The 23,309-nt window shown below is 72.0% G+C and carries 19 protein-coding genes; 13 read left to right on the top strand and 6 right to left on the bottom strand.

Annotated features, from left to right (window positions below; translation table 11 throughout):
* Positions 1 to 6: 6 nt before the first annotated feature.
* The gene (locus OHS57_RS16560) at positions 7 to 2,883 is read left to right on the top strand and encodes an FAD-binding and (Fe-S)-binding domain-containing protein (protein WP_328582456.1); all 2,877 of its coding nucleotides are present in this window, start codon (positions 7 to 9) and stop codon (positions 2,881 to 2,883) included.
* Between the two features lie 75 nt (positions 2,884 to 2,958).
* On the opposite strand, the gene OHS57_RS16555 is transcribed toward OHS57_RS16560, so the two are convergent.
* Both OHS57_RS16555 and OHS57_RS16550 read right to left on the bottom strand, forming a co-directional pair.
* Entirely contained in the window at positions 2,959 to 4,635 is a 1,677-nt protein-coding gene (locus OHS57_RS16555) for an MDR family MFS transporter (RefSeq protein WP_041988472.1), read from the bottom strand.
* Positions 4,632 to 5,141 carry a MarR family winged helix-turn-helix transcriptional regulator gene (locus OHS57_RS16550; protein WP_052457088.1) on the bottom strand — a complete coding sequence of 170 codons (510 nt, stop codon included), beginning with the start codon at positions 5,139 to 5,141 and terminating at the stop codon, positions 4,632 to 4,634. Before OHS57_RS16550 ends, OHS57_RS16555 begins: the two co-directional genes overlap by 4 nt.
* 218 nt (positions 5,142 to 5,359) lie before the next feature.
* Between OHS57_RS16550 and OHS57_RS16545 the strand changes: the two genes are divergently transcribed.
* The 7 genes from OHS57_RS16545 (at position 5,360) to OHS57_RS16515 (ending at position 14,814) form a co-directional block, all read left to right on the top strand.
* Complete coding sequence (locus tag OHS57_RS16545) at positions 5,360 to 6,373, top strand: EamA family transporter (protein WP_443043074.1); 1,014 nt, start codon at positions 5,360 to 5,362, stop codon at positions 6,371 to 6,373.
* Between the two features lie 69 nt (positions 6,374 to 6,442).
* Positions 6,443 to 7,234 carry a TIGR03084 family metal-binding protein gene (locus tag OHS57_RS16540; RefSeq protein WP_328582454.1) on the top strand — a complete coding sequence of 264 codons (792 nt, stop codon included), beginning with the start codon at positions 6,443 to 6,445 and terminating at the stop codon, positions 7,232 to 7,234.
* Positions 7,231 to 8,955 (top strand): acyclic terpene utilization AtuA family protein, encoded by a 1,725-nt coding sequence (locus OHS57_RS16535; protein WP_328582453.1) that lies wholly within the window; start codon positions 7,231 to 7,233, stop codon positions 8,953 to 8,955. The genes OHS57_RS16540 and OHS57_RS16535 overlap by 4 nt, the downstream gene beginning before the upstream one ends.
* Positions 8,952 to 10,559, top strand: coding sequence for an acyl-CoA carboxylase subunit beta (locus OHS57_RS16530; protein ID WP_328582452.1), 1,608 nt, complete (start codon positions 8,952 to 8,954; stop codon positions 10,557 to 10,559). Before OHS57_RS16535 ends, OHS57_RS16530 begins: the two co-directional genes overlap by 4 nt.
* A gap of 11 nt (positions 10,560 to 10,570) precedes the next feature.
* Positions 10,571 to 12,589, top strand: coding sequence for an acetyl/propionyl/methylcrotonyl-CoA carboxylase subunit alpha (locus OHS57_RS16525; protein ID WP_328582451.1), 2,019 nt, complete (start codon positions 10,571 to 10,573; stop codon positions 12,587 to 12,589).
* Positions 12,586 to 13,731: an acyl-CoA dehydrogenase family protein gene (locus OHS57_RS16520; RefSeq protein WP_328582450.1), complete on the top strand. Its 1,146-nt coding sequence runs from the start codon at positions 12,586 to 12,588 to the stop codon at positions 13,729 to 13,731. The genes OHS57_RS16525 and OHS57_RS16520 overlap by 4 nt, the downstream gene beginning before the upstream one ends.
* Before the next feature lie 117 nt (positions 13,732 to 13,848).
* A complete protein-coding gene (locus tag OHS57_RS16515; RefSeq protein WP_328582449.1) occupies positions 13,849 to 14,814 on the top strand; it encodes a DNA-3-methyladenine glycosylase family protein in 966 nt (321 codons plus the stop codon).
* Here OHS57_RS16515 and OHS57_RS16510 read toward each other — a convergent pair.
* From OHS57_RS16510 to OHS57_RS16500, 3 genes are read right to left on the bottom strand one after another with little or no spacing between them, the layout of a single operon-like run.
* Entirely contained in the window at positions 14,772 to 15,563 is a 792-nt protein-coding gene (locus OHS57_RS16510; protein WP_041988489.1) for an ABC transporter permease, read from the bottom strand. The two genes, OHS57_RS16515 and OHS57_RS16510, sit on opposite strands and share 43 nt — an antisense overlap.
* On the bottom strand, positions 15,560 to 16,552 hold the full coding sequence (locus tag OHS57_RS16505) for an ATP-binding cassette domain-containing protein (protein WP_328582448.1): 993 nt from the start codon (positions 16,550 to 16,552) through the stop codon (positions 15,560 to 15,562). The genes OHS57_RS16510 and OHS57_RS16505 overlap by 4 nt, the downstream gene beginning before the upstream one ends.
* 30 nt (positions 16,553 to 16,582) lie before the next feature.
* Positions 16,583 to 17,254 carry a DUF4097 family beta strand repeat-containing protein gene (locus tag OHS57_RS16500; RefSeq protein WP_328582447.1) on the bottom strand — a complete coding sequence of 224 codons (672 nt, stop codon included), beginning with the start codon at positions 17,252 to 17,254 and terminating at the stop codon, positions 16,583 to 16,585.
* A gap of 224 nt (positions 17,255 to 17,478) precedes the next feature.
* Here OHS57_RS16500 and OHS57_RS16495 point away from each other — a divergent pair, with 224 nt between their 5' ends.
* From OHS57_RS16495 to OHS57_RS16480, 4 genes are all read left to right on the top strand, one after another.
* On the top strand, positions 17,479 to 18,207 hold the full coding sequence (locus tag OHS57_RS16495; RefSeq protein ID WP_328582446.1) for a GbsR/MarR family transcriptional regulator: 729 nt from the start codon (positions 17,479 to 17,481) through the stop codon (positions 18,205 to 18,207).
* Positions 18,208 to 18,281: 74 nt separating this feature from the next.
* Positions 18,282 to 19,862, top strand: a complete 1,581-nt coding sequence (locus OHS57_RS16490) for a 4-coumarate--CoA ligase family protein (protein ID WP_328582445.1) — start codon at positions 18,282 to 18,284, stop codon at positions 19,860 to 19,862.
* Between the two features lie 50 nt (positions 19,863 to 19,912).
* Complete coding sequence (locus OHS57_RS16485; protein ID WP_041988502.1) at positions 19,913 to 20,638, top strand: enoyl-CoA hydratase family protein; 726 nt, start codon at positions 19,913 to 19,915, stop codon at positions 20,636 to 20,638.
* Positions 20,626 to 21,225 (top strand): TetR/AcrR family transcriptional regulator, encoded by a 600-nt coding sequence (locus OHS57_RS16480; protein ID WP_328582444.1) that lies wholly within the window; start codon positions 20,626 to 20,628, stop codon positions 21,223 to 21,225. The genes OHS57_RS16485 and OHS57_RS16480 overlap by 13 nt, the downstream gene beginning before the upstream one ends.
* A 13-nt stretch (positions 21,226 to 21,238) precedes the next feature.
* On the opposite strand, the gene OHS57_RS16475 is transcribed toward OHS57_RS16480, so the two are convergent.
* Positions 21,239 to 22,333 (bottom strand): citrate synthase 2, encoded by a 1,095-nt coding sequence (locus OHS57_RS16475; protein ID WP_328582443.1) that lies wholly within the window; start codon positions 22,331 to 22,333, stop codon positions 21,239 to 21,241.
* Positions 22,334 to 22,512: 179 nt separating this feature from the next.
* On the opposite strand from OHS57_RS16475, the gene pdxH reads away from it, so the two are divergent.
* Positions 22,513 to 23,136: a pyridoxamine 5'-phosphate oxidase gene (gene pdxH, locus OHS57_RS16470; protein WP_328585082.1), complete on the top strand. Its 624-nt coding sequence runs from the start codon at positions 22,513 to 22,515 to the stop codon at positions 23,134 to 23,136.
* Positions 23,137 to 23,309 lie beyond the last annotated feature (173 nt).

Here is a 23,309-nt window from a genome sequence, read left to right as displayed (position 1 = left end):
GGAGCCATGGCTGAGCAGCGGAGGACGGCGACGGCGACGGCGCTCGCACGGGAACTGCGCGGAGCGGTGCGCGGCGATGTGGAGTTCGGTGTGGCCGCGCGCGCACTGCACACGATGGACGCGTCCAACTACCGGCGGGTGCCGGTCGGCGTCGTCGCGCCGCGCGACGCGGCGGACGTGGCGGCGGCGCTCGCCGTGTGCCGCGAGCACGGCGTGCCGGTGGTGGCGCGCGGCGCGGGGACCTCCATCGCCGGGCAGGCCACCGGCGTCGGGGTGGTCCTCGACTTCACCCGCCACATGCGCGGCATCCTCGCCGTGGACGCGCAGGCCCGTACGGCCGTCGTCCAGCCCGGCGTCGTCCTGGACGACCTGCGCGCCGCCGTACGGCACCACGGGCTGACCTTCGGACCCGATCCGTCCACGCACAGCCGCTGCACGCTCGGCGGGATGATCGGCAACAACTCCTGCGGATCACACTCGGTCGCCTGGGGGACGACGGCCGACAACGTCCACGCCCTGTCCGTCATCACCTACGGGGGCCGGCCCCTGGAGCTGGCCAAGGGCCGGCACGGCGCGGACGGCGCCCCCGAAGGCCTGCGCGAACTGGTCGACCACAACCTCGCCCTGCTGCGCACCGGTTACCCCACCGGGCTGCCCCGCCGGATCTCCGGCTACGCCCTGGACGCCCTGCTGCCCGAGTCGGGCGTGGACGTCGCCCGCGCCTACTGCGGCAGCGAGGGCACCCTCGGCGTGCTCACCGAAGCGACCGTACGGCTCGTCGACGCGCCCGCCGCACGCGCGCTCGCCGTCATCGGCTACGCCGACGAGAGCGCGGCGGCGGAGGCGGCGGCAGGACTGCTCCCGTACCACCCGCTCACCGTCGAGGGCATGGCGGAAGACCTGGTCAGCCCCGGCCACGACCTGCCGCGCGGCGCCGCCTGGCTGTTCGTGGAGACCGGTGGCACGACACCGGCCGAGGCGCGGGCGCGCGCAGCGGAGATCCTTGGCGCCGCCGACGCGCTGGACGGCCGGATCGTCACCGACCCGGCCGGACAGCGCGCGCTGTGGCGGGTACGGGAGGACGCGTCCGGCACGGCGACCCGGATGCCCGACGGCAGCGAGGCATGGCCCGGTTGGGAGGACTGCGCCGTGCCGCCCGCCCGACTCGGCCCGTACCTGCGGGAGTTCCGCGCGCTGCTCGCCCAACATGGCCTGCGCGGAACCCCGTACGGGCACTTCGGGGACGGCTGCATCCATGTCCGCATCGACTTCGACCTGATGAGTGAGGACGGCGTACGGCGCTTTCGCGCCTTCTCGCAGGACACGGCCGAACTGGTCGTCGCCCACGGCGGATCGCTGTCGGGGGAGCACGGCGACGGGCTGGCGCGCGCCGAGCTGCTGCCGAAGATGTACGGCGACGAACTGGTCGCCCTCTTCGGCCGGTTCAAGGACCTGTGGGACCCGGCGGGCGGACTGAACCCCGGCGTGCTGGCCCGTCCGGCCCGGCTCGACGAGAACCTGCGCTTCGCCGTACTGCCCCGGCGGCCGGTCGACGTGGCCTTCGGCTACCCGCACGACGGTCCGGAGGGCGGCGACTTCTCCGCGGCGGTACGACGCTGTGTGGGCGTCGCCAAGTGCCGTGTCGCCGGGCCGAGTTCGGGGGCGGGGGTGATGTGTCCCTCGTTCCGCGCGACGGGCGAGGAGCAGCACTCCACCCGCGGCCGGGCCCGGCTGCTGCACGAGATGCTGGCAGGCGACGCGAGCGGCCCCGAAGGGAGCGCGACCGAGGGCATCGTGACCGACGGCTGGCGCTCGACGGAGGTACGGGACGCGCTCGACCTGTGCCTGTCCTGCAAGGGCTGCCGCAGCGACTGCCCGGTGGGCGTCGACATGGCCACGTACAAGGCGGAGTTCCTGCACCAGCACTACCGGGGCAGGCGCAGGCCCATGGCGCACTACACGATGGGCCTGCTGCCGCGCTGGCTGCGGCTGGCGGCGCCGTACGCCCGGCTGCTCAACGCGGGCGCGCGGGTCGCGCCGCTGGCGGCGCTCGCGAAGCGGCTCGGCGGGATCACCCCGGAGCGTACGATCCCGCGGCTGGCGCCCGAGACGTTCACGCGCTGGTGGCGGCGGCACACGAAGGGCCGGTCGACGGAGCAGGCCCGTACCGCCGTGCTGTGGCCCGACACCTTCACCGACCATCTCTCGCCCTCGGTCGGCCGGGCCGCCGTACGCGTGATGGAGGCGGCCGGGATGGGCCTGGTCGCGCCGCCGGACGGCGGTCAGGTGTGCTGCGGGCTGACGTACGTCTCCACCGGCCAGCTCGACCGGGCGCGCACGGTCATGCGCCGCACACTCGACGTCATGGAACCGCTGCTCGACGAGGGGCTGCCGGTGGTGGTGCTGGAACCGAGCTGCGCCGCCGCGCTGAAGACGGACCTGCCGGAGCTGCTGGGCGACGACCCGCGCGCGGCGCGGCTGGCCGCGTCGGTGCGTACCTTCGCGCAGGCGCTGGAGGAGTGCGCGGGGGACTGGCAGCCGCCCCGCGTCGACCGTCCGGTGGCCGGCCAGACGCACTGCCACCAGCACGCCGTGCTCGGCGACGCCGCCGAGCGCAGACTGCGTGAACGGGCCGGACTGACGGGCGAGTTGAGCGGCGGCTGCTGCGGTCTCGCGGGCAACTTCGGTTTCGAGAAGGGCCACTACGACGTGTCGGTGGCCTGCGCCGAGGACCAACTCCTGCCGGCCGTGCGGGCGGCAGGGGAGAGCATGGAGCTGCTGGCGGACGGTTTCTCGTGCCGTACCCAGCTGGAACAGCTGGCGGGACGCGAGGCACACCATCTGGCGGAGGTGCTGGCGCGGGCCCTGGACGCGCGGTCCTGAGACGCGACGACGCCGGGGCGGGATGGAGACCATCCCGCCCCGGCGCCGGTGTGCGGAGAATGCGTGCGGAGCGTCCTACGCCTTGGCCTCGGCCTCGGCAGGCTCCTTGCTGAACGCGGCGGCCGTGGTCCGCAGCGGTACTTCCTTGATGAACATGGCCAGCACGAACGCGATCACCAGCACGGCCGCACCCACCAGGAACGCGACGGATATCGCCCCGGTGAAGCCCACCTTGAACGGCTGCGCCAGCGCCGGGTCGAGGTGGCTCAGGAACGAGGTGTCGTTGAGCGTGCCCGCCGACCCCGACGAAGCCGACGTCAGCGTCTTGAGCTGGTCCGGATGGGCCTTGGCCGCCGCCTGGAAGGCGGCGCTGCCACGGGCGTCGGCGAACGCCGAGCTGATCTTGTCGCCGACGATCGAGTAGACGATCGACAGGAAGACCGCGACGCCGAGGGTGCCGCCCATCTGCCGGAAGAACGTCGTGGACGAGGTCGCGACCCCGATGTCACGTGGCGACACGGCGTTCTGCATGGCCAGCACGATGGTCTGCATGTTCAGACCCAGTCCGGCGCCGACCACGAACATCGCGACGTCCGTGTAGACCAGACCGCTGTCGGCCTTCAGCTGCCACAGCAGCAGCATGCCGATCACCAGCAGTCCGCCGCCGATGATCGGGAAGATCTTGTAACGCCCGGTGCGCGAGGTTATCTGACCCGCCACGACCGAGAGCGACATGATGCCGAGCACGAGCGGCAGGGTCAGCAGCCCGGCCTTCGTCGGGGAGTTGCCCTTGACGAGCTGGAGGTAGAGCGGCAGCAGCGTGATGCCGCCGAACATGCCGATACCGATGATCAGCGACTGCGCGGCGCCGACGGAGAAGACGCTGTTGCGGAACAGCCGCATGGGCAGCAGCGCCTCGTCCCCCGCGCGCCGTTCGGCGAACAGGAAGGCGACGATGCCGACAACGCCGATGATGTAGCAGGTGACCGAGGAACCGGCACCCCAGCCCCAGGTCCTGCCCTGCTCGGCGACGATCAGCAGCGGCACGAGCGCGACCATCAGGCTCAGGGCGCCCGCGAAGTCGATGCGGTGCTTGCGCGGTGTGTGCTCCAGGTGCAGGACCTTGGTCACGACGACCAGCGCGCCGATGCCGATCGGGACGTTGATGAGGAAGATCCAGCGCCAGCCGTCGATGCCGGCCAGCGTGTCCTGGCCGGCCAGTGCGCCGCCCACCACCGGGCCGAGGACGCTGGACGTACCGAAGACGGCCATGAAGTAGCCCTGGTACTTGGCACGTTCACGCGGCGGGATGATGTCGCCGATGATCGCGAGGGCCAGCGAGAACAGACCGCCGGCGCCTATGCCCTGGAAGGCACGGAAGGCGGCCAGCATGTACATCGACGTGGACAGCGTGCAGAGCGCGGAGCCCGCGATGAAGACGGCGATGGCGAAGATGAAGAACGGCTTGCGGCCGTACTGGTCCGACAGCTTGCCGTAGAGCGGCGTCGCGATCGTCGAGGTGATGAGGAAGGCCGTGGTCACCCACGCCTGTGCGGTGAGCCCGTTGAGACTCTCGCCGATCTTGTAGATCGCCGTCGAGACGACGGTCTGGTCGAGTGCTGCGAGAAACATGCCCAGGAGCAGCCCGGACAGGATCACCAGGATCTGACGGTGCGTGTAGCCGGTCCGGTTCGCCTCCCCTGGGGTCTCCGGGCCGGCGTTGGCCGATGCGGCGCCGGCGGTGGTACTCATTGCCTGGTCTCCTCTCGACCCGCCGGTCGGACCGTGGTCCAGTCGGTGCCGGCGAGTGCGGTCTTGTAGGTCTCGAAGTCGTCGATGAACCGCATCAGCAGCGCGGAGAGCTGGTTGCGGTCGTGGCTGTTCCAGGTGTGCAGCATCCGGTCGTAGTGCAGGTCCCGTAGCTGCTTGCGGTCGGCGACCGCCTGCCGGGCCTTGTCGGTCGCCAGCAGCAGACTGGCACGCCCGTCCACCGCGTCGGCGCGGCGTTCCACGAAGCCGTCGCGCACGAGCTGCGCCACCTGCCGGCTCACCGTGGACGGGTCGGACTGCACCAGGCCGGCCAGCTCCTTGAGGCGCATCGGGCCGTGCGTGACGAGCGTCCCCATCAGCAGCTGGGCCGACCAGACGACGTCGTGGCGGGCCTTGTCCAGCATGTGCGCGCGGGTTCTGACGAACAGGTTCATCAGTCGCTCCACTCCCTCCGCGAGCGGAGTGACGAGTCCGTCGTCGTCGCCCATGCTGCTGTCCCTCCCCGGCGGAGCCACATAACTTGCATGTGCCATGCAAGTGCCTGATACGGGCAACTATATCGGTGGATGACCGCTACACCTACTGCGTATTGTCGAGTGCATTACGTTGGACTGCGAGTCCGCTATGGTGGACTGGCATCACGGGGCGAGTGGGGAGGATTTCGGTGGAAGAGCCGCGAACGGGCACGGTGGCGGGCGGGCCAGGCCTGTCGGCGGGTGCGGCGCCTGGAACCGCGCCTGGAACCGCACCCGACGCCGCGCCTGGTGCCGCGTCGGCTGCCACGCGGCCCGGCGGAGGCCACAGCTCCCTCGGCTCGCTCGCGCTCGTCGTGTCCGGCGGGCTCTCCGTCCAGTTCGGCGCCGCCGTCGCCGTCCTGCTGATGCCGCGGGCCGGCGCCCTCGGTGTCGTGTCGTTGCGGCTCGCGCTCGCCGCCGTCGTGATGCTGGTCGTCTGCCGGCCGACCCTGCGCGGTCACTCGCGCGCCGACTGGGGGACGGTCCTGGCGTTCGGCGCCGTGATGGCCGCCATGAACTGCAGCTTCTACCAGGCCGCCGACCGGATCCCGCTCGGCGCCGCCGTGACCCTGGAAGTCCTCGGCCCGCTCGCGCTCTCCGTGATCGTCTCCCGCCGGCTGGTCAGCGTCGTGTGGGCCGGGTGCGCGCTCGCCGGGGTGGTGCTGCTGAACGGCGGGACGTTCGACCGGCTCGACCCGCTGGGTACGGCGTACGCGCTCGGCGCGGGCGCCATGTGGGCGGCGTACATCCTCTTCAGCGCGCGTACCGGGCGGCGCTTCCCGCAGGCCGACGGGCTCGCGCTGGCCATGGCGGTCGGCGCCGTGCTGGCCATGCCGCTGGGCATCGTGGAGTCCGGGGCGAAGCTGGTGGTGCCGTCCACGCTGGGGCTCGCGCTCTGCGTCGCCGTCATGTCGTCCGTACTGCCCTACACGCTGGAGCTGCTGGCCCTGCGGCGGCTGCCCGCCCAGACGTTCGCCGTGCTGATGAGCCTGGAGCCCGCCATCGCCGCGGGCGCCGGCTTCCTCGTACTGAACCAGGCGCTGTCGGCGACGGACGCGCTGGCCATCGCGCTGGTGATCGCGGCCAGCATCGGCGCGGTACGCAGCCAGTTGCGCAACCGTCCCGGCGGGGCGGCGGGCGGCCGGTGGCGTGACGCGGCGCGCGGCCGGTGGCGTGGCCGTAACAAGCAAACCAAGCATGCTTGATTGTTTCTACGGGCACTGCCATGCTCCGGGACACGCACACCGCCGTGTTGTCCCGAGGGGAGTTCGCCCGTGGCCGACCCTGTCGCCGTCCTTGACGATCTGCGCGACGAGAGCGCCGAACTCGACCGGCTGGTAGGGGAGCTGGGCCCGGCGGACTGGGCGCTGCCGACCTCCGCCGCGGGCTGGACGATCGCCCACCAGATCGCCCATCTCCACTGGACCGACACGGCCGCCCTGCTCGCCGCGACCGACGAGACCGCCTTCGCGGGAGAGGCGGCGAAGGCCCTGGCCGCCCCCGACTCCTTCGTGGACGACGGCGCCGAAACGGGCGCCGCGCTCCCGCCCGCCGAGCTGCTCGACCGCTGGCGCACCGGCCGCGAACAGCTCCAACTGGCCCTGCGCGAGGCCCCGTCCGGCGCGCGCTTCCCCTGGTACGGGCCGCCGATGAGCGCCGCTTCGATGGCGACCGCCCGGCTGATGGAGACCTGGGCGCACGGCCTGGACGTCGCCGAGGCCCTGGGGGTCACCCCGCCACCGACCGCCCGGCTGCGGCACGTCGCCTGGATCGGCGTACGGGCCCGCGACTACGCCTATCTCGTACGCGGCGAGCAGCCGCCCGCCGAGCCGTTCCGGGTGGAGATCACCGGCCCGGCCGGCGAGCTGTGGACGTACGGGCCCGAGGGCGCGGCCCAGCGGATCACCGGCCCCGCCCTCGACTTCGCCCTGCTGGTGACACAGCGCGCCCACCGGGCGGACCTCGCGGTACGGGCCGTCGGCGCCGACGCCGACCGCTGGCTGGACATCGCGCAGGCGTTCGCGGGCCCGCCGGGGCCCGGCAGGCCGCGGAAGGGCGGGCGATGAGCGTGGCAGGCGTCACCCCGGGCGCCCCCGACGTCCTCCGGATCGGGAACGCGTCCGGCTTCTACGGCGATCGGTTCGACGCCCTGCGCGACATGCTCACCGGTGGCCGGCTCGACGTCCTCACCGGCGACTACCTCGCTGAGCTGACCATGCTGATCCTCGGCCGCGACCGGCTGAAGAACCCGGAAGCCGGCTACGCCAAGACGTTCCTGCGCCAGCTGGAGGACGGCCTCGGGCTCGCCCATGAGCGCGGGGTGAAGATCGTCGCCAACGCGGGCGGACTGAACCCGGCGGGGCTGGCCGCCGCCGTGCGCGCGCTGGCCGACCGCGTCGGCGTACCGGTCACCGTCGCCCATGTCGAAGGCGACGACCTGCTCGCACGCGGCGGCTGGGGCGACGGCGTGCTGACCGCCAACGCCTATCTCGGCGGCGCCGGTATCGCCGCGTGCCTTCGGGCCGGCGCCGACGTCGTGGTCACGGGCCGGGTCACCGACGCCGCCCTCGTCACAGGACCGGCCGCCGCACACTTCGGCTGGGGCCCCGACGACCTCGACGCGCTCGCCGGGGCCGTCGTCGCCGGGCACGTACTGGAGTGCGGGACGCAGGCGACCGGCGGCAACTACTCGTTCTTCCGGCAGCACGACATCCGCCGCCCCGGGTTCCCGCTCGCCGAGATCCACCCGGACGGCTCGGCCGTCGTCACCAAACACGACGGCACCGGCGGCGTCGTCGATGTCGGCACCGTCACCGCGCAGTTGCTGTACGAGACGGCCGGCGCCCGGTACGCGGGCCCCGACGTCACCGCGCGCCTCGACACCGTACGGCTGTCGCAGCAGGGCCCCGACCGGGTCAGGATCTCCGGCGTACGCGGCGAACCGCCGCCGCCCACCCTCAAGGTGGGGCTCACCCGGATCGGCGGCTGGCGCAACGAGGTCGTGTTCGTCCTCACCGGACTCGACATCGACGCCAAGGCGCGGCTGGTGCGCGAACAGGTGACGGACGCGTTCGCCCGCACCAAGAAGGCTCCGGGGGAAGTGCGTTGGGAACTGGCGCGCACCGACAGCGCGGACGCCGAAACGGAGGAGACGGCCAGCGCCCTGCTGCGGCTGGTCGTGCGCGACAGCGATCCGGACGCGGTGGGGCGTGCGGTGAGCGGCGCAGCGATCGAGCTGGCGCTGGGCAGTTACCCGGGCTTCCATGTGACGGCCCCGCCGGGCAAGGGCGCGCCGTACGGGGTCTTCGAGGCGGCATATGTGGACGCGGGCGAGGTGGCGCACACTGCGGTGCTGCCGGACGGGCGCCGCGTGCCGGTGCCATCTCCGCCACATACGGCCGTACTTGAGCCGATGACCGCCGCCGCGCTTCCCGAGCCCCTGCCCGCCGGGCTCCCGGTCCGCCCGGCGCCGCTCGGGCTGATCGCCGGCGCCCGCAGCGGCGACAAGGGCGGCGACGCCAACGTCGGGGTCTGGGCGCGGACCGAGGACGCCTGGCGCTGGCTCGCACACGAGCTGACCGTCGACCTGTTCCGCGAACTGATACCTGAAGCAAGGGAGTTGCCGATCGACCGGCATGTGCTGCCCCAGTTGAACGCGCTGAACTTCGTCGTGACGGGACTGCTCGGCGAAGGCGTCGCAGCGGCGGCCCGGTTCGACCCGCAGGCCAAGGCGCTCGGTGAATGGCTGCGGTCCCGGCACGTCGACCTACCGGAGGTACTGCTGTGACCGTCCTCGCGTCGGCCCTCGACCCCGCGTCCGCCGAACACACCGCCCACCGCGACGCGATGCTCGCCAAGCTCACCGAACTGGACGCCGAACACGCCAAGGCGCTCGCGGGCGGCGGTGAGAAGTACGTCGCCCGGCACCGAAAGCGGGGGAAGCTGCTGGCGCGGGAGCGGATCGAGCTGCTGCTCGACCCCGACACCCCGTTCCTCGAACTGTCACCGCTCGCTGCGTGGGGGAGCGACTACCCCGTGGGTGCGTCGATGGTCACCGGGATCGGTGTGGTCGAGGGCGTGGAGTGTCTGATCACCGCCAACGACCCGACGGTACGCGGTGGTTCGTCGAACCCGTGGACGTTGAAGAAGGCCCTGCGAGCCAACCAGATCGCCTTCGAGAACCGGCTGCCGGTCATCAGCCTGGTCGAGTCGGGCGGCGCCGATCTGCCGTCCCAGAAGGAGATATTCATCCCGGGCGGGGCGCTCTTCCGCGACCTCACCCGGCTGTCCGCCGCCGGCATCCCCACCGTCGCCGTCGTCTTCGGCAACTCGACGGCCGGCGGGGCCTACGTGCCCGGGATGTCCGACCACACCGTCATGATCAAGGAGCGGTCGAAGGTCTTCCTCGGCGGACCGCCGCTGGTGAAGATGGCCACGGGCGAGGAGAGCGACGACGAGTCGCTGGGCGGCGCCGAGATGCACGCCCGTACGTCGGGGCTCGCCGACCACTTCGCCGAGGACGAGCCGGACGCGCTGCGCCAGGCCCGCCGTATCGTCGCCCGGCTCAACTGGCGCAAGGCGCAGCCGGATCCAGGGCCCGCCGAGGAGCCGAAGTACGACGGGGAGGAGCTGCTCGGCATCGTCCCCGGCGATCTGAAGGTCCCCTTCGACCCGCGCGAGGTGATCGCGCGGATCGTGGACGGCTCGGACTTCGACGAGTTCAAGGCGCTGTACGGACCGAGCCTGGTGACCGGCTGGGCGCGGCTGCACGGCTACCCGGTGGGCGTACTCGCCAACGCCCAGGGCGTGTTGTTCAGCGCCGAGTCGCAGAAGGCGGCGCAGTTCATCCAGCTCGCCAACCAGCGCGACATTCCGCTGCTGTTCCTGCACAACACCACCGGCTACATGGTCGGCAGGGAGTACGAGCAGGGCGGCATCATCAAACACGGCGCGATGATGATCAACGCCGTCGCCAACTCCAAGGTGCCACACCTGTCGGTGCTGATGGGCGCCTCGTACGGGGCAGGGCACTACGGCATGTGCGGCCGGGCGTACGACCCGCGCTTCCTGTTCGCGTGGCCGAGCGCCAAGTCGGCGGTGATGGGACCGCAGCAACTGGCCGGCGTGCTCTCGATCGTGGCCCGCGCATCGGCGGCGGCGAAGGGACAGCGATACGTCGACCAGGCTGCCGAGGGCGACGCGGCGCTGCGCGCGATGGTGGAGGCGCAGATCGAGTCGGAGTCGCTGCCCACGTTCCTGTCCGGGCGGCTGTACGACGACGGGGTCATCGACCCGCGCGACACCCGCACGGTCCTTGGCCTGTGCCTGTCCGCCATCCACACCGCCCCGGTCGAGGGCGTGCGGGGCGGCTTCGGCGTCTTCCGGATGTGAGGGCTTCCACCATGATCTCCACCACGGTCTCCACCACGATCGAGTCTGTCCTTGTCGCGAACCGCGGCGAAATCGCCTGCCGGGTCTTCCGCACCTGCCGCGAACTGGGCATCGCGACGGTGGCGGTGTTCTCCGACGCCGACGCCGAAGCGCTGCATGTGCGCGAGGCGGACGCGGCGGTACGGCTGCCGGGCGCCGCGCCGTCCGACACGTACCTGCGCGGCGATCTGATCGTGAAGGCGGCGCTGGCGGCGGGCGCCGACGCGGTCCATCCGGGGTACGGATTCCTGTCCGAGAACGCGGAGTTCGCACAGGCCGTGCAGGACGCGGGCCTGGTGTGGATCGGGCCGCCGCCGGCCGCGATCGAGTCGATGGCGTCGAAGACGCGCGCGAAGGAGCTGATGGGTGAGGCGGGCGTCCCCCTGTTCGCCCCGGTCGACCCGGCGGCGGCGACGGAGCACGATCTGCCGCTGCTGCTGAAGGCGGCGGCGGGCGGCGGCGGACGTGGCATGCGCGTCGTACGGTCACTGGCCGCGCTGCCCGAGGAGTTGACGGCGGCCCGCGCCGAGGCGCGGTCCGCCTTCGGGGACGGCGAGGTCTTCGCCGAGCCGTACGTGGAGGACGGCCGCCATGTGGAGGTCCAGATCCTCGCCGACGCGCACGGCACGGTCTGGGCGCTCGGCACCCGCGACTGCTCGCTGCAACGCAGACACCAGAAGGTCGTCGAGGAGTCCCCGGCCCCCGGCCTTCCGCCCGAGCTGCGCACGGCCCTGGCGGAGGCGGCGGTCACGGCGGCCCGCGCCGTCGACTACCGGGGCGCGGGCACGGTCGAGTTCCTGGTCTCGGCGGCGGGGCGGCCGTACTTCTTGGAGATGAACACCCGGCTCCAGGTCGAACACCCCGTCACCGAGGAGGTGTTCGGCCTCGACCTGGTGGCCCTGCAACTCGCGGTGGCGGAGGGGGCGGAGCTCCCGCCCGAGCCGCCGGAGCCGGCGGGCCACGCGGTGGAGGCGCGGCTGTACGCGGAGGACCCGGCGGCCGACTGGACCCCGCAGACCGGCCAGTTGTACTCGCTCGCCGTGCCGGCGACGACCGCGCCGGGCGGCGGCGCCCGCGTCCGTGTCGACAGCGGCTACGCCGACGGCGACACCATTGGCGTCCACTACGACCCCATGCTCGCCAAGGTCGTCGCGTGGGCCCCGACGCGCGACGCGGCGCTGCGGCTGCTGCGGACCGCGCTGCGCCGGGCGAGGGTGCACGGGCCCGTGACCAACCGGGACTTGCTCGTACGCTCGCTCGGCCACCCGGACTTCGTGGCGGGCCGGTTCGACACCGGTTTCTACGGACGTCACCTCGCCGGACTCACCACCCGGGCCCCGGGCGAGGACATCGCCGCCGTCGCTGCGGCGCTCGCCGACGCGGTCCGGCAGCGGGCGGGCGGTACGAGCGTCACCGCCCGGCTCGGCGGCTGGCGGAACGTACCGTCGCAGCCGCAGGCGCGGACGTACGGCGGGCACGAGGTGCGGTACCGCGCCACCAGGGACGGCTTCGCCGTGGAGCGCGAAGGCGCCGACCCGGCGATCCGGGTCGTCGAGGCCCACCCGCACCGGGTGCGGCTCGAAGTGGACGGCTCGGTACGGCAGTTCGACGTCGCCCGGCACGGCGGGCAGGTGTACGTCGACACCGCCGCCGGCTCGTACCGCCTCGCCGTCGAGCCGCGCTTCGCCGACCCGCTCGCCCGCACCGGCCCCGGGTCGCTGCTCGCGCCGATGCCCGGGACCGTCGTACGGGTCGCGGACGGGCTGGCCGAGGGCAGCGCCGTCACCGCCGGACAGCCGCTGATCTGGCTGGAGGCGATGAAGATGGAACACCGGATCGTCGCCCCCGCCTCCGGCACCCTCACCGCTCTCCACGCCGCACCCGGCCGTCAGGTCGAGGTGGGCGCCCTGCTCGCCGTCGTTGCCAGTGACGCACCGGTTGCCAGTGGCGCACCCGATGCCCGTGACGCACAGGAGGACACGTCCGCATGAGCGACCGCACTCTCGTCGAGACCGAAGAACAGGCCGCGCTGCGCGCCGCCGTCGCCGCCCTCGGCCATCGCCACGGCCGCGGCTACGACCGGGCCACCCTGTGGGAGGAGGCGGGAAAGCTCGGCTATCTCGGCGTGAACCTCCCCGAGGAGTACGGCGGCGGAGGCAGCGGCCTGGCCGAACTGTCCATAGTGCTGGAGGAGTTGGGCGCGGCGGGCTGCCCCCTGCTGCTGATGATCGTGTCCCCGGCCATCTGCGGCACGGTCATCGCCCGCTTCGGCACCGAAGCGCAGAAGCAGCAGTGGCTGCCGGGGCTCGCCGACGGCTCCCTCACGATGGCCTTCGGCATCACCGAACCCGACGCGGGGTCCAACTCCCACCGCATCACCACCACCGCCCGCAGGGCGCAGACCGGGGACGGCTGGATACTCAACGGCCGCAAGGTCTTCGTCTCCGGCGTCGACATCGCGGACGCCACCCTCATCGTCGGCCGCACCGAGGACGCCCGTACCGGCAGGCTGAAGCCGTGCCTGTTCATCGTCCCGCGCGAGGCGCAGGGCTTCCAGCGCTCCCAGATCGACATGGAACTCACCGCGGTCGAGAAGCAGTTCGAGCTGGTGCTGGACGACGTACGCCTCCCCGCCGACGCGCTGGTCGGCGACGAGGACGCGGGGCTGCTCCAGCTGTTCGCCGGACTCAACCCGGAGCGTGTCATGACCGCCGCGTTCGCGATCGGCATGGGCCGGTACGCGCTCGCCAAGGCCGTCGACTACGCGAAGACCCGCCAGGTCTGGAAGGAACCGATCGGCGCCCACCAGGCCATCGCCCACCCGCTGGCCCAGGCCCACATCGAACTGGAACTGGCCGCCCTGATGATGCGCAAGGCGGCGTACCTGTACGACGCGGGCGACGACGCGGGCGCGGGCGAGGCGGCGAACATGGCCAAGTACGCGGCGGGCGAGGCCTGTGTGAAGGCCGTGGACCAGGCCGTACAGACCCTGGGCGGCAACGGTCTGACCCGCGAGTACGGCCTGGCGTCCCTGATCACGGCGTCCCGGGTGGCCCGTATCGCGCCCGTGAGCCGGGAGATGATCCTGAACTACGTCTCGCATCAGATCCTGGGCCTTCCGAAGTCGTACTGACAGCGACGGGCGGGCCGGGCGGGTCGGGCCGGGGCGGGCGCGGGACGGCGTTGAATGGGGCGGAGTCCTGACGTTGCTTCGAGGACCTGACGTTGCTTCGAGAAAGAGAGCCGACGCGTGGCCGCTGCCACCTTCACCCCCGACGGGCCGTTCTCCCTGGCCGCCGCCGTCCGCTTCCTGGAGGGCTTCACCCCGGCCTCCTACGACGACGCCCGCGACGGTGTGCTCCGGCTGGCGTTCCCCACGGACGACGGTGAGGCCGTCGTCGGATGCGCCCTGCGGCAGAAGGAGAGGCCGGCGGACGGAGCCGCCTCCTCCGTCGTACGCGCCGAGTACACCGTCCTCATCGACGGGAAGGAGACCCGGCCCGCCGCCGGTACGCCGGCCGCCACGGCGGTCCGGGCCCAGATCGCCCGGATTCTCTCCCTCGACGTGGACGGCACCGGATTCGGCGCCCTCGGCGACCACGACCCCGTCGTCGCCGGGCTCCAGGCAGAGTTCCCGGGCCTGCGGCCCGTCCTGTTCTACTCGCCGTACGAGGCAGCCGCCTGGACGATCATCGGCAACCGCATCCGGCGGACCCAGGCCGCCCGGGTCAAGGCCCGGCTTGCCGAAGAACGCGGCCAGGCCGTCGACGTGGCCGGCCGGAGACTCCACGCCTTCCCGGTCCCGTCGGTGCTGCGCCGGCTCGACCAGTTCCCCGGACTCACCGGCATCAAGGTCGAGCGGCTGCGCGCACTTGCCGAAGCGGCGCTGGACGGGCGCCTCGATGCCGCTCAACTGCGTTCGCAGCCGGCGGAGTTGGCCTTGTCCGGCCTGCAAGAGCTGCCGGGCGTCGGACCGTTCTCGGCTCAACTGACCCTGGTACGCGGAGCCGGACACCCCGACCTCTTCCCCGGCCACGAACCCCGGCTGTACGAGGCGATGGCGGCCGCGTACGGCCTCGATGCCGTCACGGCCGCCGATCCGGAGCGCCTCGCCGCCGTCGCGGACGGCTGGCGCCCGTACCGCAGTTGGGTCGCCCTGCTTCTGCGTGCCCGTTACGACGGGTCGCTGTTGAACTTGGCGGCCGACCAGAAGTAGCCGAGCACCGCGAGACCCACGCACCAGCCCAGCGCGAGCCAGCCGTTGTTGCCGATCCCGGTCCCGAGCAGCAGCCCGCGCAGCGTCTCGATGGCCGGGGTGAAGGGCTGGTACTCGGCGATCGGCTGGAACCAGCCGGGCATGGTGTCGACGGGGATGAAAGCGCTGGACAGCAGCGGCAGCAGGATCAGCGGAATGGCGTTGTTGCTGGCGGCCTCGGCGTTGGGGCTGATCAGGCCCATGCCCACGGCGATCCAGGTGAGCGCGGTGGCGAAGAGCACGAGGAGGCCGAAGGCGGCGATCCACTCCAGGACGGTGGCGTCGGTGGAGCGGAAACCGATGGCCACGGCGATGGCGCCGACGAGGACCACGCTGGCGATGCACTGCAGCACACTGCCGATGACATGGCCGACGATCACGGAGCCGCGGTGGATGGCCATGGTGCGGAAGCGGGCGATGATGCCCTCGGTCATGTCGTTGGAGACGGACACCGCCGTCCCGATCGTGGTGCTGCCGATGGTCATCAGCAGCAGGCCGGGGACGATGTAGGCGATGTACGCGGAGCGGTCCGCGCCGCCGCCGCCGATGCCCGCGCTCATCACGTCACCGAAGATGTAGACGAAGAGCAGCAGCAGCATGATCGGCGTGAGCAGCAGGTTCAGGGTCATGGACGGGTAGCGCCGGGCGTGCAGGAGGTTGCGGCGCAGCATCGTGGACGAGTCGCGCACGGCGAGGGAGAGGGTACTCATCTGACAGCCTCCTCAGGCTGGTTGGCGGGGCCGGGCCGGCCGGGTACGGCGGGTCCTGTCAGGGCGAAGAAGACGTCGTCCAGGTCGGGGGTGTGCACGCTCAGTTCCGCTGCCTCGATGCCGGCGGAGTCGAGCCGGTCGAGGACGGCGCGCAGCGCGCGCTGGGTGCCGTCGCTGGGGATCTGCAAGGACAGCGCCTCGTCGTCCTGGGTGACCTCGCCCAGGACGGCGGCGGCGGAGCGGTAGGCGGCCGGGTCGGTGAAGCGGAGCCGGACGTGTCCGCCGGGGACGAGCCGCTTCAGCTCGTCGGCTGTGCCTTCGGCGGCGATCTTGCCGTTGTGCAACACGGCGATGCGGTCGGCGAGTTCGTCGGCCTCGTCCAGGTACTGGGTGGTGAGCAGGACGGTGACACCGTCCGCGACCAGGCCCCGGATGATCTGCCACATGGTGTGGCGGCTGCGCGGGTCGAGGCCGGTGGTGGGCTCGTCGAGGAAGATGATCCGCGGGTCGCCGACGAGCGTCATGGCGATGTCGAGGCGGCGCTTCATGCCGCCGGAGTAGGTGGAGGCGGGCTTCTGCGCGGCCTCCACCAGGTCGAAGCGGTCCAGCAGTTCGGCGGCGACCCGCCGTCCCTCGCCGCGGGAGAGGTGGTGCAGGTCCGCCATGAGGAGCATGTTCTCCTCGCCGGTGATCAGGCCGTCCACGGCGGAGAACTGCCCGGTGACACCGATCGTGCCGCGTACGGCCTGGGCGTCGGTGGTGAGGTCGTGGCCGCCGATGCGGATCGAACCGGAGCCGGGTCCCGGGGAGATGAGGGTGGAGAGGATGTTGACGGCGGTGGTCTTGCCGGCGCCGTTCGGGCCGAGCAGGGCGAAGACCGTTCCTTCGGGGACGGTCAGGTCGATCCCGTCGAGGACGACCTTGTCGCCGTAGGACTTGCGCAGTCCGCTCGCCGCGATGGCCGGGCTGGTCGTGGCCGGGCTGGTCATGAGGGGGTGCTCCTTCAACGGACTGCTCCTTCAGAGGCTGCGGGCGGTGATGTCGCCGTAGGCGGTGGTCGCGTGGATGGTCAGGCCCGCGGCGGCGCCGTCGGTGTTCTTGAGCGCGTTGTGGATCCGCCCGTGGGTGGCGCCCGCGTCCAGGGACGCGGAGACGCCGTGGGCGGCGCCGACCGTGATCTCGCCGTACTCGGTGTGGAGTTGGACCGTGCCGCGGACGGCTTCGGCGATGTGTACGTCGCCCTTGCGGGTGCCGATCTCGGCGGGGCCGCCCAGGCGGCCGACCGAGACGTCGCCGGCGAGGAGTGTGAGGCGGGCGGCGGCCGTCTCGTCGATCTTGACCTTGCCCTGCGAGACGTCGAGGACGACGTCGCCGAGGCGCCCGACGCCGCGGAACTCGCCGCTGGCAGCCTTCGCCTCGACGCTGGATCCGGCGGGCAGTTGGACGGTCACCTCGACCGATCCCGAGCTGCCGAGGATCCGGTTCTTGGCCGGTGCCCCCGTGATGCGCAGGACGCCGTCGGCGTATTCGACGGTGGTCTGCCCGGCCGCCTTCACGTCGCCGCTCTTCGACGCGTCGGCGGGCAGGACCTCGACCGTGGTGTCGGTCCGTTCGGCCCCGATGAACCGGATGAGGCCGGCCGGGATGTCGAGGACGGCGGAGATGGGGGCGGGGGTGTCGAACTTCTGCATCGTGCTCTCCTTCGTTGTTTCCGTTGATGGAAAGCTACGTTGCGTTCATGGATCTGACAACAGATTCATTGCGTATAAAGCCAGTAGGTGCAGGTGAGAGCCTGAATATCGTTGCAACGGTTCTGAATCTAACGCAACGTCGGATACTCGAACGTTGCAATGGATTGAAGGTGAACGCTATGCTGGAGGCGCCAAGGACACGACACAGCACAAAGGAGACCGCGATGCCGGGCGGCAGGCTCACCGAGCAGGAACGCCAGCAGATCGCGCTGGGGCTGGCCGACGGCCTCGCCTACGCGGAGATCGCCAGACGCCTCGACCGGCCGACCTCGACGGTCACGCGCGAAGTGCTGCGCAACGGCGGCCCGGGCGGCTACCGCGCCGATCTGGCCCACCGCGCCACCGAACGCCGCACCCACCGCCGCAGGCAGCCCGTGGCCCAGGGCCCGCAGCCGCTCCCGCCGACGGACGGACGCGACGCCGAGGCCGTGCGGGAGTACGAGGAGACGTTCACCACCGTCCTCATGCAGTCGGGGCTGCCCAAGATGATGTCCCGGGTGCTGGTCTGCCTCTTCACCGCCGACTCCGGCAGCCTCACCGCCGCCGAACTCGTCCAGCGCCTCCAGGTCAGCCCGGCGTCCATCTCGAAGGCGATGGCGTTCCTGGAGAGCCAGGACCTCGCCCGCAGGGAACGCGACGAACGCCGCCGCGAGCGCTACTTCGTCGACGAAGACGTCTGGTACGAGGCGACGATGGCCAGCGCCCGCGCCAACGACCAACTGGTCGCGACCGCACGCCAGGGCGTCGCCGTCCTCGGCCCCGGCACCCCGGCCGCCGCCCGGCTCGAAAACATCGCCCGCTTCCTCGACTTCGTCTCCGAAGGCATCGTCCGCGCGGCGGAGCAGGGCCGCGAAGTCCTCTACACGAAAGCCGAAACGCCGCCGGGCGGCTGATTGGGCGGGTCGCGGGTCTCCCCAAGCCGTACCGGCCGGGGTGATTCTGGGCGTCCACCGTCGAAGGGGTCGCCATGGTGTTCCACAGCGAGTACGCGGATGTCCCGGCCGTCGATCTGCCCATCCACGACGCCGTGCTCGGCCGCGCCGCCGAGTTCGGGGACGCCGTCGCGCTGATCGACGGGGCCGCCGGGACGAGTGTCAGCTACGCCCAGCTCGACGTCGCGCACCGGCGGCTGGCCGCCGCGTTCGCCGTCGCCGGGGTGGTGAAGGGGGACGTGCTCGCGCTGCACAGTCCCAACACCGTCGCCTACCCGGTGGTGTTCTACGCGGCGACCCGCGCCGGTGCCTCCGTCACCACCGTGCATCCGCTCTGTACGGCCGAGGAGTTGGCGACGCAGCTGCGGGACTCCCGGGCGCGGTGGATCGTCACCGTGTCGCCGCTGCTCGATGTGGCGCGCAGGGCAGCCGAGTTGGTCGGCGGGATCGAGGAAGTGTTCGTCTGTGACCGCGCCGAGGGACATCAGTCGGTCCTCGACATGGCCGGGTCGGCGGCGCCGGAGCCCGACGTCGCCCTCGACCCCGGCGAGGACGTCGCCGTACTGCCGTACTCCTCGGGCACCACCGGCGTTCCCAAGGGGGTGATGCTCACACACCGCTCGATCGCCACCAACCTGGCGCAGCTGGAGCCCGTCATACCGATGGCGCCGGGGCACCGCATCCTCGCCGTGCTGCCGTTCTTCCACATCTACGGGCTGACCGCGCTGATGAACGCGCCGCTGCGGCACGGCGCCACCGTCGTCGTACTGCCCCGCTTCGACCTCGAACAGTTCCTTGAGGCGATCGAGAAGCACCGCATCAACGGGCTGTTCGTGGCGCCGCCCATCGTCCTCGCCCTGGCCAAGCACCCCGCCGTCGCCCGGTACGACCTGTCCTCGCTCGACTACATCGTCAGCGCCGCCGCCCCGCTGGACGCCCGGCTCGCCGCCGCCTGTTCGGAGCGGCTGGGGCTGCCGCCGCTGCGGCAGGCGTACGGCATGACGGAACTCTCGCCCGGCACCCATGTCGTACCGCTGTCGGCCGCCGAGCCGCCGCCCGGCACCGTCGGCAAGCTGATCGCCGGCACCGAGATGCGGATCGTCTCCCTCGACGACCCGGCGCAGGACGTAGGACCCGGCGCCGAGGGCGAGATCCTCATCCGCGGTCCGCAGGTGATGAAGGGCTATCTCGGCCGGCCCGAGGAGACCGCGGCGATGATCGACGCCGACGGCTGGGCGCACACCGGCGATGTGGGCCGGGTGGACGGCGACGGATGGCTGTTCGTCGTCGACCGGGTCAAGGAACTCATCAAGTACAAGGGGTTCCAGGTCGCCCCCGCCGACCTGGAAGCTCTGCTGCTCACCCACGAATCCGTCGCCGACGCGGCCGTGATCGGTGTTTACGACGAAGACGGGAACGAGGTCCCCAAGGCATACATTGTCCGTCGGCCCGGTGCCGAAGCGCTCACGGAGGGCGACGTCATGGCGTTCGTCGCCGAACGCGTCGCCCCCTACAAGAAGGTCCGCCGGGTCGAGTTCATCGGCGGCGTGCCGCGCGCCACCACCGGCAAGATCCTCAGACGTGAACTGAGAGATCGCGAGAGGGAGAGCACGTGACAGAACAAACGCCGGGACAGCCGAGAGAGCCGCGGGGACAACGGGGAGCGGTGGCCGTCGCGCACGAGCGCGGCATCACCACCCTCACCCTGGACTCGGCGGAGAACCGCAACGCCCTCTCGGCCCAGCTCGTCGCCGCGCTCGGCGAAGCCCTCGGCGCCTGCGGCAAGGACCCGTCGGTGCGCGCCGTGGTGCTCACCCACAGCGGCTCCACCTTCAGCGCCGGCGCCGACCTCAAGAGCCCGGCCAACCCGTACACCTTCGTCGGTCTCATGCGGCAGATCGTCGAACTGCCCAAGCCCGTCGTGGCCCGGGTGAGCGGCCATGTCAGAGCCGGCGGGCTCGGTCTGCTCGGCGCGTGCGACATCGCGCTCGCCGACCGCACGTCCGACTTCGCCTTCACCGAGGTACGCATCGGCGTCGCACCCGCCGTGATCTCGCTGCCGCTGCTGCCGCGCATAGAGCCGCGCGCCGCCTCCCGCTACTACCTCACGGGGGAGCGCTTCGACGCGGCGGCCGCCGTCAGGGCGGGGCTGATCACCGAGGCCGCCGACGATGTGGACGCCGCGCTCGACGTCGTACTCGACGGGCTGCGCCGGGCGTCGCCGCGCGGCCTCGCGGAGTCCAAGAAACTGCTCAACGCGGCGGTGCTGGCCGGGTTCGACGAGCACGCGGAGGATCTGGTGCAGCGGTCCGCCTCGTACTTCATCACCACCGAGGCCAGGGAAGGCATCGCGGCGTTCCTCGAACGGCGGGACCCCGTATGGGTACGGTAGCCGCGCCCAAACAGGACCGCAGCCGGGCCACCAGGCGGCGGCTGCTGGAGGCCGCCGTGGCCTGTCTCGCCGAGGTCGGCTGGGCGGGCTCCACGGTCGCCGTCGTGGCCGAGCGCGCCGGGGTCTCGCGCGGCGCGGCGCAGCACCATTTCCCCACCCGGGAGGACCTGTTCACCGCCGCGGTCGAGTACGTAGCGGAGGAACGCTCCAGCGCGCTGCGCGCCCTCGTACCGGCCGGGCCTGGCCACCGCAGGGAAGCGGTCGACGGGATCGTCGCGCTGTTCACGGGGCCGCTGTTCCGGGCCGCGCTCCAACTCTGGGTCGCCGCCGCCAACGAGGACCAACTACGGCCGCGCGTAACCGAGTTGGAGGCTCATGTCGGGCGTGAGGCACACCGCATCGCGGTGGAGCTGCTGGCCGCAGACGAGTCGCTGCCCGGCGTACGGGAAACCGTCCAGGGGCTGTTGGACATGGCGCGCGGCCTCGGCCTCGCCAATCTGCTGACGGACGACGGCAGGCGCCGCGAGCGGGTGGTCGCGCAGTGGTCCGCGCTGATCGAGGAGGCGCTGCGGCCACCCGCCGTGTGACGACCGCGCACGGTCAGATCGCGTCGTACCCGTCGATCTCCCGGGGGTCGCGCGACGCGGGGCCCACATAGCGCGCCGAAGGGCGCACCAGCCGTCCGGTGCGTTTCTGCTCCAGGATGTGCGCCGACCAGCCCGCCGTACGGGCACAGGTGAACATCGACGTGAACATGGGCGCGGGCACCTCCGCGAAGTCCAGCACGATCGCCGCCCAGAACTCCACGTTCGTCGCCAGCACCCGGTCGGGCCTGCGCGCGTGCAGCTCGTCCAGCGCCGCCCGCTCCAGCGCCTCCGCCACCTCGAAGCGCGGCGCGCCCAACTCCTTGGCCGTACGGCGCAGTACGCGCGCCCGCGGGTCCTCGGCCCGGTACACCCGGTGCCCGAAGCCCATCAGCCGCTCGCCCCTGTCCAGGGCCTGCCGTACGTACGCGGCGGCGTCGCCGGTGCGCTCGATCTCCTCGATCATGCCGAGGACCCGCGAGGGCGCCCCGCCGTGCAGCGGACCCGACATCGCGCCGACGGCGCCCGACAGGGCCGCCGCCACGTCCGCGCCGGTCGACGCGATCACGCGCGCGGTGAACGTCGAGGCGTTCATGCCGTGTTCGGCGGCCGACGTCCAGTACGCGTCGACGGCCTTCACATGCTTCGGGTCCGGCTCACCGCGCCAGCGGATCATGAACCGCTCGACGACCGTCTCCGCCTGGTCTATCTCCCGCTGCGGCACCATCGGCACGCCCTGCCCGCGCGCCGACTGCGCCACGTACGACAGCGCCATGACGGCGGCGCGCGCCAGATCGTCGCGCGCCGTGGCCTCGTCGATGTCGAGCAGCGGCTTCAGCCCCCAGGCAGGCGCGAGCATCGCCAGCGCCGCCTGCACGTCGACCCGGATGTCGCCCGAGTGCACGGGCAGCGGGAACGGCTCGGCGGGCGGCAGCCCGGGGTTGAAGGCGCCGTCGACCAGCAGCCCCCACACGTTCCCGAACGAGACGTGGCCCACCAGGTCCTCGATGTCGACGCCGCGGTAGCGCAGCGCGCCGCCTTCCTTGTCGGGTTCGGCGATCTCCGTCTCGAACGCGACGACTCCTTCGAGTCCGGGTACGAAGTCGGACATCGGGCGGCTCCTCAGCGGTTGGTATCGGCTCGGGCGTGCGAGCAGGAGGCAGGAACGATAGCGGCTGCGCCGGGCGCGGGCGGCGGCCGGGCGGCGTGATGTCCGGCACTGCCCGGCGGCCACGGCTCCCCCTGGTGCAGGATGAGCCCGTGCCTCACGAGAACCACGATCCCGCCGCCATGCGCGAGCAGTACCGCTCGACCCCGCTCCTGGAGTCGGACCTCGCGGCCGACCCCATGGACCAGTTCGCCCGCTGGTTCAAGGAGACGGCGGAGTGCGGACTTCACGAACCGAACGCGATGGTCGTCTCCACCGCGACCCCCGACGGCCGTCCGTCGTCCCGGACGGTGCTGCTCAAGCACTACGACGGCCAGGGCTTCGTCTTCTTCACCAACTACACGTCCCGCAAGGGCCAGGAGATCGCGGCGAACCCGTACGTCTCGCTGCTCTTCCCCTGGCACCAGCTGGCCCGCCAGGTCGTCGTCACCGGCAGGGTGGCGCGGATCGGCCGCGACGAGACGGCCGCGTACTTCCGCACCCGCCCGCACGGCTCGCAGCTCGGCGCCTGGGCGAGCGACCAGTCGGCGCCGATCGGCACGCGCGAGGAGCTGCTGGCGCGGTACGAGCAGCTCGCCGCCCGCTACCCGGAGGGCGAGCAGGTGCCGGTGCCGCCGCGCTGGGGCGGGCTGCGGATCACGCCGGGCACGGTCGAGTTCTGGCAGGGCCACGAGAACCGGCTGCACGACCGGCTGCGGTACGTGGCGGAGGGACGGCACTGGCGCGTCGAGCGCCTCTGCCCGTAGCCGCCGCTGCTCGTAACGACAAGAGGCCCGCGACAAGGGCGGGCCGGAACGCAGACGATCCGCGGGCCATGGTCCCTCCGTGGAGGGAGCCGGCCGGACTTACCGGCGGCCCGCGGATCGGGTGACTGCTTGGGATTTCGGCCGTAGACCGGCCGAGCACTACGAGAGTGCGA

The sequence above is a fragment of the Streptomyces sp. NBC_00370 genome (assembly GCF_036084755.1).
In the GTDB taxonomy this organism is placed as follows: domain Bacteria; phylum Actinomycetota; class Actinomycetes; order Streptomycetales; family Streptomycetaceae; genus Streptomyces.
Note: the sequence above shows the minus strand (reverse complement) of the source record. Positions and strands in the feature narration are given on the sequence as shown.

Bases quoted from the DNA above. Each gene is read 5' to 3' on its own strand.
- OHS57_RS16490 (WP_328582445.1), top strand. From the start codon at position 18,282: ATGGTGTTCCACAGCGAGTACGCGGATGTCCCGGCCGTCGATCTGCCC.
- OHS57_RS16510 (WP_041988489.1), bottom strand. From the start codon at position 15,563: ATGAGTACCCTCTCCCTCGCCGTGCGCGACTCGTCCACGATGCTGCGC.
- OHS57_RS16475 (WP_328582443.1), bottom strand. From the start codon at position 22,333: ATGTCCGACTTCGTACCCGGACTCGAAGGAGTCGTCGCGTTCGAGACG.
- OHS57_RS16520 (WP_328582450.1), top strand. From the start codon at position 12,586: ATGAGCGACCGCACTCTCGTCGAGACCGAAGAACAGGCCGCGCTGCGC.
- OHS57_RS16500 (WP_328582447.1), bottom strand. From the start codon at position 17,254: ATGCAGAAGTTCGACACCCCCGCCCCCATCTCCGCCGTCCTCGACATC.
- OHS57_RS16550 (WP_052457088.1), bottom strand. From the start codon at position 5,141: ATGGGCGACGACGACGGACTCGTCACTCCGCTCGCGGAGGGAGTGGAG.
- OHS57_RS16560 (WP_328582456.1), top strand. From the start codon at position 7: ATGGCTGAGCAGCGGAGGACGGCGACGGCGACGGCGCTCGCACGGGAA.
- OHS57_RS16555 (WP_041988472.1), bottom strand. From the start codon at position 4,635: ATGAGTACCACCGCCGGCGCCGCATCGGCCAACGCCGGCCCGGAGACC.
- OHS57_RS16535 (WP_328582453.1), top strand. From the start codon at position 7,231: ATGAGCGTGGCAGGCGTCACCCCGGGCGCCCCCGACGTCCTCCGGATC.
- OHS57_RS16505 (WP_328582448.1), bottom strand. From the start codon at position 16,552: ATGACCAGCCCGGCCACGACCAGCCCGGCCATCGCGGCGAGCGGACTG.
- pdxH (WP_328585082.1), top strand. From the start codon at position 22,513: ATGCGCGAGCAGTACCGCTCGACCCCGCTCCTGGAGTCGGACCTCGCG.
- OHS57_RS16525 (WP_328582451.1), top strand. From the start codon at position 10,571: ATGATCTCCACCACGGTCTCCACCACGATCGAGTCTGTCCTTGTCGCG.
- OHS57_RS16495 (WP_328582446.1), top strand. From the start codon at position 17,479: ATGCCGGGCGGCAGGCTCACCGAGCAGGAACGCCAGCAGATCGCGCTG.
- OHS57_RS16480 (WP_328582444.1), top strand. From the start codon at position 20,626: ATGGGTACGGTAGCCGCGCCCAAACAGGACCGCAGCCGGGCCACCAGG.